This window comes from Pedobacter sp. 05L430 (genome assembly GCF_056397585.1).
The window spans coordinates 13,797-27,987 of record NZ_JBFTNT010000041.1 but is presented as its reverse complement, the minus strand read 5'-3'; the positions used below and the strand labels follow the sequence as shown (position 1 = coordinate 27,987).

The 14,191-nt window shown below is 38.5% G+C and carries 9 protein-coding genes; 5 read left to right on the top strand and 4 right to left on the bottom strand.

What is annotated here, in order from left to right:
• From AC1DG9_RS09245 to AC1DG9_RS09230, 4 genes are all read right to left on the bottom strand, one after another.
• The coding region (locus AC1DG9_RS09245) for a hypothetical protein (protein WP_477634532.1) at positions 1–3,001 on the bottom strand (3,001 nt) is incomplete at its 3' end.
• A 118-nt stretch (positions 3,002–3,119) separates the two neighbouring features.
• On the bottom strand, positions 3,120–4,076 hold the full coding sequence (locus AC1DG9_RS09240) for a sugar phosphate isomerase/epimerase family protein (protein ID WP_337716360.1): 957 nt from the start codon (positions 4,074–4,076) through the stop codon (positions 3,120–3,122).
• Positions 4,077–4,137: 61 nt separating this feature from the next.
• Positions 4,138–5,169, bottom strand: coding sequence for a fasciclin domain-containing protein (locus AC1DG9_RS09235; protein WP_172659433.1), 1,032 nt, complete (start codon positions 5,167–5,169; stop codon positions 4,138–4,140).
• A gap of 71 nt (positions 5,170–5,240) precedes the next feature.
• On the bottom strand, positions 5,241–6,161 hold the full coding sequence (locus tag AC1DG9_RS09230) for a DUF6263 family protein (protein ID WP_337716359.1): 921 nt from the start codon (positions 6,159–6,161) through the stop codon (positions 5,241–5,243).
• A 155-nt stretch (positions 6,162–6,316) separates the two neighbouring features.
• Between AC1DG9_RS09230 and AC1DG9_RS09225 the strand changes: the two genes are divergently transcribed.
• The 5 genes from AC1DG9_RS09225 to AC1DG9_RS09205 all read left to right on the top strand — a co-directional run bounded on the left by AC1DG9_RS09225 (position 6,317) and on the right by AC1DG9_RS09205 (position 14,130).
• Positions 6,317–6,901, top strand: a complete 585-nt coding sequence (locus AC1DG9_RS09225) for a TetR/AcrR family transcriptional regulator (protein WP_172659431.1) — start codon at positions 6,317–6,319, stop codon at positions 6,899–6,901.
• A 42-nt stretch (positions 6,902–6,943) separates the two neighbouring features.
• Entirely contained in the window at positions 6,944–8,290 is a 1,347-nt protein-coding gene (locus tag AC1DG9_RS09220) for a TolC family protein (protein WP_337716357.1), read from the top strand.
• A gap of 21 nt (positions 8,291–8,311) precedes the next feature.
• Entirely contained in the window at positions 8,312–9,478 is a 1,167-nt protein-coding gene (locus AC1DG9_RS09215; protein ID WP_288881236.1) for an efflux RND transporter periplasmic adaptor subunit, read from the top strand.
• A 19-nt stretch (positions 9,479–9,497) separates the two neighbouring features.
• A complete protein-coding gene (locus AC1DG9_RS09210; RefSeq protein WP_477634533.1) occupies positions 9,498–12,671 on the top strand; it encodes an efflux RND transporter permease subunit in 3,174 nt (1,057 codons plus the stop codon).
• A gap of 136 nt (positions 12,672–12,807) precedes the next feature.
• The gene (locus AC1DG9_RS09205) at positions 12,808–14,130 is read left to right on the top strand and encodes a sulfatase-like hydrolase/transferase (RefSeq protein WP_288884408.1); all 1,323 of its coding nucleotides are present in this window, start codon (positions 12,808–12,810) and stop codon (positions 14,128–14,130) included.
• The last annotated feature ends 61 nt before the right edge of the window (positions 14,131–14,191 follow it).

Below are 14,191 nucleotides of genomic sequence, written 5' to 3'. Positions count from 1 at the left end.
CACTTTGATCTAAACGGATTCCATTTTCATTATATAAGACATAAGTGCCGATTCCGGGTTGCATTACCTGAATAAAAGCATCACCAGGGGCACAAATCTTTAAATCATTTAATATTGGAGGAGATAAGATTTTATCTTCATTTAAAACAGTATACAGAATGGTTTGTCTCGAACAAGTAAGTGYATCACCAATCATAAGCGAATAATTACCTGCGGAAATATTTTCAAGCACCGGGCCAGAACCGATTGACTGACCATTACTGTCCGACCAATAATAATAATATGGAGCCATTCCGGAAATACCAGGAGCTTTAATACTTCCTTTGCCTAGATTGCATTGATCGTTTGTGACTTTTTCTTCGCCACGATTTATCACAGCTTCATCAACGTTTAATATTGAAAATTCTCTGTAGAAGGATTCGCAGTTATTATTATCAGTAAGATATAATTTATATTTTCCGTCAGTAGCAGTTAAAATCGACGAGTTTCCAACTGTTACTCCTGACGAGTTAACCCATTTAAATTTTAGAGGCTGAATACCTTTAACCTCGACAATAATTGATCCATTCGGTTCATGACAATAAGAACTGCTTCCGCCAATAGCATATACATCAAACGGTGTAGTAGCTAATTCCTTTATCTCATACATCTTACTTTGCTTGGTGCATCCACTATTATTACTTGCTAACAAACGATATTTTCCAATACCAACTCCCGTAAGATCCAGAGAATGCCCTACCTCATGATTGCCTTCATCCACCCATTTGTAAGTAATTGCCCCGCTAACTAATATACCCCTTACTCCACCCGTTGATGCACTACACGCAATAGGCACAACTACAGCCTTGGCTTCATCAATAATAATTCCATTTATCTCTTTGACCTGAACGGGAGCAGATCCTAAAACAGGGCATGCCGTTCCGTCTTTCACTTCGAGAGCATACCAGCCTGATTGAACATTTATTAGGTCTCTTGTATTACCTACAGTTACTCCTGCAGCATTTTTCCATGTGTAAGTAATATTTCCAGTTCCTGTTACTTTAACGTTGGTTATAGAACCATTAGAGCCATCGCAGGTTGCATTTTTAAAAATGGCGCTGGATAGGTCAATGGAGGGGCCGCTTTGATTAGTTAAAATAACAGGGCCGTAAGTTTTAGTGCAATTCTCTTTGTCCTTAGCAATAAGTCTATACTCCCCAGGCCCGAGATCTGAAATAGTGCTTTCCGTCCCTACCTCAATATTATTTTTATCGAACCACCTTAACTCTAACTCTTTTCCGTCAGTAGATCCCGCTATTAGTCCTTCAATTGAGCCATTTTTAATTCCACAACCAGGATTTGTGATTTGTAAATTTTGGTCATCAAAAAATGGTTCCGAATTGATTAGCGAAATATTATCATAATTGACAAAGCACTTTCCATTAGATAATTTTGCACGGTATTTACCAGGGCCTAATTCTTTAATTTCCGCTCCCTCACCTATCTTTAGATTTTTATCATCAAACCACTCAATTTTCAGCACATGTTTTATACTCAACAATTTTATTGAGCCATTTTTCAATCCACAGGTTGGGTTAATGATGGAATTAGGATATTCAGAACTATTAGGTAAAATTGCTGGCTGGGTGTACTCCGAAGATGATTTAATTAATGTGCTATTTGCAACAAATCGATTTCTGCTAAAATCTCCGATAATTTTCCAATTGCCCATTGCATCTGCTCTTATCTTTTTATAAAATTCTACAGGATTGCAGATTTCACAGTTCGTATTGTCATTATAAATATAAATATCAGCGTTGGGGTTAGTTTTTCCAGAATATTCTGCATCATTATTAACAAGCACCTCAATTTCGGGCATTTCGTCATGAACAGCGGCATAAGCGCCTTTAGTGCATATAATGCTATTTTTTCTAATTTCTATATTTTTTCCACCAAAAGAACTTATCGCTGTTAACGAGAGTCGAAAAATATTTTTGTCAGCATCATCATCAGTTCCTATTTGACCATTTTCACAAAAATACAATTCAAGATCAGATGACAATACTCCGATATTAACTAAATCCTTATTTCCTGTAACCTTAAAATTTTTAAGATAGCTCAATTGAATATAAAAACTGCTAGCCACATTATCTTTAAAAATCAACCCCTCGCCACTCCCTTCAATTCTTACAACACCCTCAGTCTTGCCATTAATATCTATCCCAAATTTATTGTTACTAGCTACAATTCCTTCCCCTCCAAGGCCAAGGCCAAGATAAAAATATCCCCCAAAAATATTTCCCTCTTCTTCTGTGGATCCACCAACCTCAGTGCCCACGCCTCCACTGATTAACATCCCGGTTGGATTAAACCATGGAGGCGAATAAAAATTACCCATTTCCTCTAATCCTATCCAATTTGAACGAACTTTAATATTTGTAGAGAGTTGCATTGAATATGAATTATCGTTAACAGCACTAACAAATAATCCGTAATCATTATATGTGAATATGTTGCCCTTATGTGGCGCTCCAATTATTATGTTATTACAAGATATTATGAACACACCACAAGATTGTGCATTAGAGAAATTACCATACTGATCTCGGATGTAAAAAAAACCTGTAAAATAAAATCCATAAATTTCAACATCGTGTGCCTCCGCGATAAAAAATGCAGCTGTAGATAAAAGTGAGGCCTGATAAGTACTTCTATCTGGTTTAATTATAATTTTCGAAGAACTAACTCCCAGGAATCGACCAGGTTGCGTAGTAGCGTCAATTATTAAATTTGATGTAACTCTAGGTAGCTCTGCACTTAAGATAATTGTTCTCTGAGCATCCGTTGAGCCCGGCAAATTAAAATGAATATAATCTTTCTGGCCCACACCGTTTGCTGCAGCCTTCTGAAGGGCTTCCCTTAACGAACCAGGACCACTATCAGCATTGCTGGTCACTACAAAAATTTCAGAAAAAGCACTAAAATTTAAACAGAGTAAAATCAACAGCAATATAAACCTCATAATAAGAGCGCGTATTTAATGGCAAAAAAGCATTACTAGCTTATCCAACAATCAAATCTAAGCTTTTATTAATATTGGTATATATCAATTTAAGATAAAATTTTTACAGATAGATGCTCTATACTCCTGCTTTCTTAAGCACCTCTAAAGTTTTTCTTAATCCTGTTTCTGCTACTTTTTGCAAATCCTGCTTATAATATTCGGGATTATAAAGCTCCAGAGAAATGCAGCCTTTGAAACCTGTTGATTTAAGGTCTTTGAAAATCTGTGGCAGAGGCAGAATTCCATCACCGGGAAAAACACGGTCTTTATCCCCCAAGTCGGCAACCGCTGCCGGGGAAGAAGGAACGTCTGAGAATTGGAATATAGCAATAGCATCGCCATTGATGAGTTTCAGCCCTTCAAAACCACCTTCAGATATATACATATGATAAGTATCAGGAATTACCATCGCTTTTGGATGATTAGCATCTAAAGCAATCCCCATTGCCTGGCCCAATGTTTTTACGGGTTGATATTTTACAAACACAAGGGCAGGGTGAATGTTAAATTCCTTTAAGCCAATTTCAATAATATCTTTATATCTATTCGCTATCCATTTCTGATTAAAGTTATCTCCAGCTGTATCAGGAATGGTTTGAATATGCTGAGCGCCTATATCTGCAGCCATGCGCATTCGATTGCGTGTATCTTTCAAAGATTTGTCGAACAATTCTTGTGTGGCAGGTAGTGAGTTCCATAAACCAATCACACTTGGCACAAACAACCCTAAGTCTTTTATTTCTTTTCCAAGGTCCTTCAAATTACCGCCCTTTGCTTCGTACTCTTGCAATTCTCCATCCCATGGTTCAATTGCATCGTAACCGGCTTTAGCAGCTATTTTTACTTTATCTTTTAACGATGCAGGTCTTATAGTAGCAGTATCCAGACAAACAGGCCACGGACTGGCACCTTTTTGATATCGTTTTTCTTTTTTGTCTTTTGATAATCCTGATTCTCCAAGCACATACGTAGTTGGCGCAACAGAAACTGCTCCTGCAATAGCACTAAGATTAATAAATTTTCTGCGGTTCATACAATTAGCTAAAGGTTTTATAATTCGGTTTTCACGAATATAAAAATATTCCGGCTTTTTTTTAAGGCTTCTTATTGTTTAAAAATCCAATGCTAATCTCTGTTTTTCTTGTAAGGGCACTAATAGTTAAAGTACTTTCATATGGTAAACCATAATAATCCTTGCCATCAATTATGCCATCATTGTTAAGGTCTACCCATTTAAAATTCCCTGGAGCTGCATTATTCTGTTTTGCTGCAGTATTTACATCAGTATCTGATTGAAAGATTCCCGAAATAGCGTACCCCATATAAAAGCCATTGTTCGGTTCAACTGCATTTCTAAATGTATTCGTTTTGTTACTATAAAAGGCTTCAATATAGTACCTTCCTGGAGCCAGTCTCTTTAAGCTTGCTTTGCCCGTAGCATTTGTTTTTTCGCTATAAGCTACCTTCCCATTGGCATAATCCCTTTGCGAAGCATAAAGATTCACTGTTGCTCCAGAAATTACCTCTCCTTTAGGTTTCGTAATACTCCATTTAGAACCATCCCATACAGTAACTTCAATGGTTGTTGTATGCAGTTCATCAGTTGTGGTTGTAGGACTCAGCGATGATTTTATTGCATGCACTGCATCATTATCGTTGTATATGATTTGCTTACCACCCACCTGCACTCCATTTACCCATATGGTATCGGCAACACGAGTAATCTTTAATTCCTTTCCACTCAAAGCACTAAAGATTCTTTTGTTGTATAATTCATAATGGTTCAACGACCCTTTTATAATATGATCTCTAACGATAGTTGGAGTAACCGGTACTTCATCATTTAAAAATGCGAACACGGTAATTCCATCTGATACCTCCTCTTTAGTAAGTGAAAGTTTTTTAAGCGCATTGATGAAATTACTTATGCTATCAGCATCAGCGAGTTCAGAGGTAATATTTTTAATTAACTGTTGGGGTTCAAGCGAACCATCGTCCGCAGATACAGGTTTTTCTTTTTTACATGAGAAAATAAAAGCAAATAACAAAAGAGCACCCAACGGCTTACAGATTCCTTTTTTGATTGAACAAAGATGTCCTTTAAAGGAAAAGAAATGATTAAACATAAACGAGAGAATTAAAAGTGTTAATTTATAAGTTGAATAAAGGTAGGTTCTTACAAGAATAAATCAAACAACTACTTATCTGTAAACACCATATCACTGGTCATTTCCATAGGAATCGTCACACCTTCAGGCATCTTATCATTTGCTTTAATCTCCATACTGCCTTTAATATTCTGATTAATCTTTCCTTCAATTATCCAACCTGTATTCTTATCAATCTTAATAACTGAATTCATAGTGCCAGCCAGATTATACTTTATTGGCATTCCATTAGTTTCCGTATAAACATCCTTATTTTTTGTGGCAAACATAGATGCGCCACTAACAACAAATTCTGTTGCTGTAATTTCATCAAGCTTATAAACGCCGTCTAAAGTTGCAGACATTCCAGCTTCCAATTCCGTTTTTACATTCCAGGTATCACCTTTTGCTACTGCACGATCTGGGAATACCGCAGATAGCATTTCCAGATTACCTTTAAAAGCCTTATCGCCATACGACTGCATAATCTTACTCCGCATTTGTTCTTTCTGTTCAGCAGTGAGTTGGGGGAACTTTTCAAACACTCCTGCATATAGTGCCTCCACATTCTTTACCTCTGTTATTTTACCTGCCTTGGTCATTTTAATTTGGAAAGATTTATTTTTCATCATACCGAAAACAGAAGACAAAATATCTTTTTCATCATTCTTTTCAGAATCAAAAGTAGACTCGCCACCTGGATGAACTATTTTCATTGACAAGTTTACATAGCTTACATCCATACTATATATGCCTGCGATATCATCTGTAACAACATATTTCATTTGACCGGTTATGGTCAAATCAATATTTATCGCCTGACCATTCATTGTTTGTTTTACGATGGTATTGGCTACAGTTTTCTGGGTATAAGTTTGTCCTTTAGTTAGCTTTAGCTCAATCTTTTGAGTTTGCGACAGACAAGAAAAACATACAAAAACAGAAAGTAAGAAACTGAAAATAATTTTCATAAGGCGTTAGTTTGATTTCAAGAATTAGTTGCAATAACTAATGTAAAATTACAGGAAAAAGTGATATTTCTCTATATCAACAATAAATCATTTATATGTAACATTCTGCTTATATATTTRTATATCTGTCAAATATTCATCTTCTTTGTAACCGAATGAACGTTCAATTAAACAATTTCAACAGCAAACGCGAGGCTATTTTAAATAGCACATTACTACTCGTTAAAGAGTACGGGTTTCATGGTGCACCTATGAGTCAGATTGCGAAACATGCTAATGTAGCCGCAGGAACCATATATCATTATTTTGATTCAAAAGAAACACTAATAGTTGAGCTTTATATAAGAACCAAAGATCAACTGGCAGAAGCCATACTTGAAGGCTACGATGAATCAAAATCTTATAAGGATCGTTTCTTCAGATTCATGATCAACCAATACAACTTTTATATAAAAAATGAATCTGCAATGGTCTTTCTTGAACAATATATAAACTCTCCTTTTGCAAAGAATTTCCCCGAAAAAGACAGTGTTTTGTTTAAAGAAAAAGTAATCGCTTTTTTTCAAGCTGGAATAGATGGAGAATATTTTAAAAAAATAGACCCAAGATTGCTCGGACCAACAATAAGAGGCACGTTAGTTGCGGCTGCAAACTTCAGATTATCAGAGCATATGATATACTCTGAAGAGGACATTACGGAGGTGGTGCAGATTGTTTGGGACGGAATTAAAAGACAATAATATATATAATGGCTTTAACTATACTCAATTCCCCTTTTAAATATGAAAATTCATAAATTACTCGTAATGCTTCTTATAGGTTTACCTGCCTTGCTGCCCGAAAAATTAGCAGCACAAACGGTAAACAATGATAAACAGCTCAGCAATGCTACACTTCAGGAAGTGATAGATTATGCACTAAATAACAGACCGGGCGTGAAGCAATCTCAGATCGATGAAGAGATTGGCGAACGCGATATCAAATCTGCACTATCGGGTTGGTTCCCCCAGATTAGTGGTAATGCAAATTATAATAACAACCTAAAGCAACAGGTAAATGCGCTTACTACGAATGGTGAAACCAACTACATTACCTTTGGTACCAAGCATACCTCAGCGCTAACTCTACAGGCCGACCAACAATTCCTAAACGCAGGTCTTATCCAGGCATCAAAAGCATCTAAATATTACAGACAACAGTACAAGCAAAGTACAGAAAATACTAAAATAAATACCGTTGTAGATGTAAGTAAAGCCTATTTTGATATCCTTACAAGCGGAGAGCAGTTAAATATTATAAATGAAAACATAGCCCGTTTAGAAAAACAACTGAAAGATGCTTCTGCTCAGTATGAACAAGGCTTGGTAGATAAAACAGATTTTCAGCGTGCACAAATTAGCTTAAGCAACTCCAAAGCAGATAAAAAGAGAACTGAGGAATTGCTTAAATATAAATACGCTTATCTTAAAGAGATCATTGGATATGGTACTGATAAAGACTTTAGTCTTAACTTAAAGTCCGACAGTATGGAACAGGGCATTCTTATAGACACTAATGCACAACAGGCTTATGAGAACAGGGTTGAGTATCGTTTATTGCAAACCCAAAAGCAATTGCAGCATTTAAATACGAGCTATAATAAATGGAGCTACCTGCCCTCAATTTCTGGGTTTATAAACTATAGTTACAATTATTTAAATAATGACTTTAGCAATCTGTACGATAAATCTTTCCCTAGCTCTGTATTCGGGTTAAAATTAAGTATCCCAATTTTTCAGGGAACCAAAAGAATTCAGGAAATCAGAAAATCTGAATTGCAGGAAAAAAGAATTGACCTTGATCTATTGAACACTAAAAACCAGATCAATACACAATATGAGCAAGCAATGGCTACTTATAAAGCAAATCTGAACGATTGGAAAACAGCAAGGTCAAACGTTGATATCTCCAGACAGGTGTACAATACCATTAAACTTCAATACGATGAGGGGATTAAAACTTATCTGGATCTGATGACCTCAGAAACAGATCTGCGCGCTGCACAGCTTAATTATTTAAACTCATTATACAGCCTGCTTTCTTCGAAACTAGACGTACAGCAAGCATTAGGAACAATCATCGTAAATTAACGTAATTTAATAAGAACTCAAATGAATACTACTAACTACATAAAACTAGGCATCGTAATACTTGGAACAGTTACATTAGCCTCTTGCGGTGGCGATAAAAATGCCGGACAACAGCAAGGTCCTCCTCCCGCTACACCCGTAACCACTTACACTGTATCAGATCAGGAAGTAATCACTACAGATTCTTACCCTGGGGTAGTGGTTGCTTTAAACGAAGTGGAACTACGCCCACAGGTTGGCGGTTACATTACCGCCATCTATGTAAAGGATGGTCAGAAAGTATCCAAGGGTCAGAAACTCTATGAAATTGACCGCACAAAATATATTGCAGCAAACAATACGGCTAAGGCAAATCTTGCTGTTGCCAAAGCAAATCGTGATAAAGCAAAAAAAGATGCTGATCGCTATACCCGACTTGCAGAGCAAGATGCAGTAGCAAAGCAACGTGTTGATTATGCACTAACCGATCTGGCAAATGCAGAATCGCAAGTTGCTGCGGCACAGGCACAATTATCTTCTGCTACTAATGACTTACAACGCTCGATCATCGTATCGCCGTTAAACGGAACAATAGGGATCTCTCAGGTTAAATTGGGCGCATTAGCAACACCTGGTACAACTTTATTAAATACGGTTTCGAGCAACAATCCTATAGCGGTAGACATTGCTGTTAACCAGGCCGAGATTCCTCGTTTTTTACGTTTACAAAAAAACACTGCAGCAGTAAAAGATTCTCTTTTCAACATTCAATTGCAGGATGGTAGTATTTATACCGGTCAAGGCCACATAACCGCTATCGATCGTGCGGTTGACCCTCAAACAGGAACCATCAAAGTAAGGATCAGTTATCCAAACGCAGAAGGTAAACTCTTTGCGGGTATGACTGTAAATCTAAAAGCTTTAAATAAAGCATCAGAACATCAACTGGTAATTCCATACAAATCTGTTATAGAGCAACTGGGCGAATTTAATGTTTTTGTTGTAGGTGATAGCAGCAAAGCCGAAGCCCGCATTGTCCAACTGGGAAAACAGTTTGACAAAAATGTAGTGGTAAAAAGCGGTCTAAAACAAGGGGAAGTAGTTGTGGTAGATGGTGTACAAAATGTACGTCCAGGTGCTGTAGTTACAACCGCTCCGGCTGATGCAGCCCCTGGAGCACAACCAGCAGCAGGCGCAGTTAAAAAATAGATTTAAAGAATTCAGAGATATGATATCAGAAGTATTTATAAAGCGACCCATCACAGCGATTGTGATTTCCCTTTTGATTGTTCTGGTTGGTACAATTGTGATTACCACATTACCGATCAGTCAATACCCGAATATAGCACCCCCAACGGTTACTGTAAGTGGCACCTACACCGGTGCAGATGCGCAAACTGTAGAGCAAACTGTAACTACGCCAATAGAAAGCCAGATCAATGGTACTCCGGGCATGAAATACATGTCATCGAATAGTACATCCGACGGCCGTTCGGCTATAACCGTTACTTTTGATGTGGGTACAAACATAGACGTTGCCGCCCTCGATGTTCAAAACAGGGTAGGCATTGCAGAACCGGCTTTGCCCGAAGCGGTAAGACGTTTAGGAGTGACCACTAAAAAAGCAAACAACGATATTTTGATGGTGCTTGGACTTTACTCCCCTAATGGCACTTACGATCAGAAATTCATTTCGAACTATGTAAACTTATACGTAAAAGATGCTTTATTAAGGATTAAAGGTGTTGGAGATGTGCAGGCATTTGGTCAGCCTTTTAGTATGAGGATCTGGCTTGACGCCAATAAACTTGCAAGATTGAACTTAACTCCTGCTGATGTTTCGGCTGCAATTGCAGAGCAAAACTCAAGAATTCCAGGTGGTACGGTAGGTGGCCCTCCTCAAAACAGCAACCAAACTTTCGAATTCTCGGTAATTCTTGATGGTGACCTAAGTACTGAAGAACAGTTTAGAGACATTGTAGTGAAATCGGGCGCCGATGGTTCTGCAGTTTATCTAAGAGATGTAGCCAGAGTAGAGCTTGGAGAGTTTGCTTATTCAACCAATTCAAAGATAAACGGTAAGGTGTCCTCTATGATGGCCATCAACCAAACTCCAGGTGGTAATGCTGTGCAAMCAGCTGATGGAATAGATAAAGCCATGCTGGAGCTAAAAAAATCTTTCCCTAAGGATTTGGATTATGTTGTAGCTTATGAAACAGTATCTATTGTAAAGGTTTCCATCAACGAGGTGGTTCACACCCTTGTAGAAGCATTAATACTGGTAACGCTGGTTGTGTTTTTCTTCCTTCAAAGCTGGAGAGCAACACTGATCCCAATTCTGGCGATTCCCGTTTCCATAATAGGTACTTTTATCTTCTTTACCCTTTTTGGATTTTCTATTAACGTACTTACCATGTTTGGTTTCGTACTGGCCATCGGTATTGTGGTGGATGATGCCATTGTGGTGGTAGAAGCGGTGCAACATTATATGGATCACGACGGACTTTCGGCACCCGATGCAACACGCAGGGCGATGAAAGACATCACTGCACCAGTAATTGCCATAGCATTAATACTTGCAGCTGTATTTATTCCGGTAGGATTTATACCCGGCATGGTTGGTCAGTTGTATCAGCAATTTGCCATCACCATTGCAGTTTCGGTATTGATCTCGGCATTTATCGCGTTATCATTAACACCTGCATTATGTTCATTGCTGCTGACCCCAATGAACCTGAACAAAGATTCAAGGGGATTAAACAAGTTCTTCTTTAAGTTTAACATTTGGTTTGCCAATGTAACCAGCAAATACTCAAACGGTGTAAAATGGGCCTTAAAAAAGGCTCCTTTAATGGTGATAATTCTGATCTGTCTGTATGTTGGAACCATTGGGCTATTTGCTAAGAAGCCATCTGGATTTATTCCCAATGAAGATGCTGGAGTATTTTTGATGGGTGTTACTTTGCCAGAGGGAGCCTCTGCAGTGCGTACTGATGCATTAATCAAAAGAGTTACCGAGACCATACTGAAAAAATACCCGGAGGTAAAAAATGTTACATCAATTGGGGGTATCAACATCCTTAACAGATCATTCAAATCTAACGCTGCCACATTCTTTGTACAGTTAAAAGACTGGGATGACAGGCCGGGTGATGTAGCTACCACGATTGCCAACATTTCGCAGGAGTTTAAAGGCGACAAAGACGGTAGTGTAATAGTTGTCGCGCCACCTCCCATTCCAGGATTGGGTATTAGTGGTGGTTTCTCGTTGCAGATCCAGGAAAAACAAACCGGCGATATAAAACAATTTGAAGCCAACGTAGGGAAATTTCTTGCAGCTGCCAATCAGAGACCGGAAATTGCGATGGCCTATACCCTATTTAACGCCAGAACTCCAAATTATCAGGTCCATGTTGATCGTGACCAGGCTAAGAAAATGGGTGTTTCAATAGGCACCGTCTATAGCACTATTTCCGCATATCTTGGAAGTAGCTACGTAAACGACTTTACTAAGTATGGACGAAATTTCCGCGTTGTTACCCAAGCCGACACCAATTTCAGAAAAGGTATTGAGAGCCTGAATGGTCTGTATGTTAAAAATTCATCGGGAGTCTCTGTTCCCTTAAGCTCTATAGTAAGCTACAACATAGTAGAGAAAGCTTCCATTATTAACCACTTTAACTTATTCAGATCTATTGAGGTAACCGGAGCTGCTAAACCCGGCTTTAGTTCTGGCGATGCCCTTACGGCAATGGAGGAAGTGGCAGCACAAACCCTACCGGCAAATTATTCCTATAATTTCTCTGGTTTGAGTTTAGAGGAAAAGGAAGCGGGTAACAGTACCACATTAATCTTTGCACTGATTATTGTTTTCGTATTCCTGCTACTCGCCTCACTATATGAAAGCTGGTCTGTTCCATTCTCTATCCTTCTGGCGGTGCCACTTGGTTTGTTTGGAGCTATTCTGGCACTTACATTTTTGCCAAAACTCGACAATAACATATATGCACAGGTTGGTTTGATTACGCTGATAGGTCTTTCTGCAAAAAATGCGATCCTGATTGTCGAATTTGCGAAAGAACGTGTGGATTGGGGTATGGAGTTAATTGCGGCTACAATTGAAGCAGTAAAGCTTCGTTTACGTCCAATTATCATGACATCTCTGGCCTTTATATTAGGAGTTATTCCATTGATTATTTCTCATGGTGCAGGTGCAGTCTCAAGGATGACCATCGGCTGGACAGTTGCTGCCGGTATGCTTTCGGCAACCATCCTTGCCATATTTATTGTTCCTGTGTTATTTGTGCTAATTACTAAGCTAGCTTATGGTAAAAAGAAACTTGCAGAATTGCAGGCTTCTTATAAACCAGAAGAACATAAAGATACTTTACATGCTGATTAAGCTGTAAAGAGCAAGGTTTAAACACGGAAAAAGCTGACCATATGGTTGGCTTTTTCTGTATACAAGTATTTGATAATGGATGTATTTTATTACATTACCTACCTGTTTAATCAGCATCCATATAGTTAGTTTTATTATGCGAAAATCAACACTATTAAAAACCTTGTTTAGTATCGCAAGTTTTACCCTTGCATCATTTCAAAATATATCCGCTCAGCAAAAACCCAATATTGTTTTTGTATTAACAGATGATATGGGCTACGCTGATTTAAGCTGCTATGGTAATCCGGTTATTGAAACTCCTTTTTTAGATCAGATGGCTGCCAAAGGAGTTAAAGCAACCAATTTTGCACTGGTATCTCCAACCTGTTCGCCATCACGTGCGGCCTTTCTTACCGGTCGATACCCTACCAGATACAATATCCCTGCACCTTTAGGGCCTGGTTCCAATCAGGGTTTACCTGCCTCAGAGCTTACAATGGCCGAAATTTTAAAAACAGGCGGGTATAAAACCAACATGATTGGTAAATGGCATTTGGGCGATAAAAAGGCTAACCTGCCAATGGAACAAGGTTTTGATAATTATTACGGATTGCTATATAGCCACGATTACCGCAGCCCATATGTGCAAACCGATACTACCATCAAACTATACCGGAACTATAAACCCGAAGTTTATCAACCTGCCGATAGCTCGTTGACATCACTATACAACAATGAAGCTATAAAGTACATTAAAAAACAAAAAAAGGGAGAGCCTTTCTTTTTATATCTTGCCTACAACATGCCTCATTTGCCTGTATATTTTGCTGCCCACAAGAAAAACAGCGACTTAACACATGGCGGGGAACTTGGTTACGTTATAAACGAAATGGATAGGGGTTTAAACCAAATCTGGAAAACATTAGAGCAACAGGGCTTAGCCGACAATACTATTTTTATTTTTACGAGCGATAATGGACCCTGGACTAACTATCCTGAAAGGATGGCTGGAGATGGTAAAACCCGACAGAACCATGCCGGGTTTGCCGGAGTATTTCGAGGCAGTAAGGCCACTACTTATGAAGGTGGCACAAGGGTTCCATTCATTTTATACTGGAAAGGGCACACCCAAGCGCAGGTTCAGAAACAACTTTTTAGCAGTGTTGATTTATTACCTACCCTGGCCGAATGGAGTGGCACTAAACTGCCCGATGGTCTTAAAATTGATGGGCAATCAGTAGCTCCATTATTTACTAAAAAAAATGCTTCGTTCCAGCATCAGCCGATTTACTACGTCCATTACGGTGTTCCGGAAGTAGCCCGCGTGGGAGATTGGAAACTTAGAAGAACTAAAGAAAGCGGAATAGAATTATTCAATCTGGCAGAAGACCCTTCAGAACGGGTAAATTCAAATAATGATTATCCGGAGGAATCCAAAAAACTATTAAAAATATTAGACAATTATCCTGACAGGTAGGGTTTTAGCGTGGGTTGAATAAACCTTGCTAGGGCCTTTAGCCCCATCAAGGCCCTAGCAA

Excerpts from the sequence above, each read along its gene's own strand:
- AC1DG9_RS09235 (WP_172659433.1), bottom strand. The coding sequence starts at position 5,169 with ATGTTTAATCATTTCTTTTCCTTTAAAGGACATCTTTGTTCAATCAAA.
- AC1DG9_RS09205 (WP_288884408.1), top strand. The coding sequence starts at position 12,808 with ATGCGAAAATCAACACTATTAAAAACCTTGTTTAGTATCGCAAGTTTT.
- AC1DG9_RS09240 (WP_337716360.1), bottom strand. The coding sequence starts at position 4,076 with ATGAACCGCAGAAAATTTATTAATCTTAGTGCTATTGCAGGAGCAGTT.
- AC1DG9_RS09230 (WP_337716359.1), bottom strand. The coding sequence starts at position 6,161 with ATGAAAATTATTTTCAGTTTCTTACTTTCTGTTTTTGTATGTTTTTCT.
- AC1DG9_RS09220 (WP_337716357.1), top strand. The coding sequence starts at position 6,944 with ATGAAAATTCATAAATTACTCGTAATGCTTCTTATAGGTTTACCTGCC.
- AC1DG9_RS09215 (WP_288881236.1), top strand. The coding sequence starts at position 8,312 with ATGAATACTACTAACTACATAAAACTAGGCATCGTAATACTTGGAACA.
- AC1DG9_RS09225 (WP_172659431.1), top strand. The coding sequence starts at position 6,317 with ATGAACGTTCAATTAAACAATTTCAACAGCAAACGCGAGGCTATTTTA.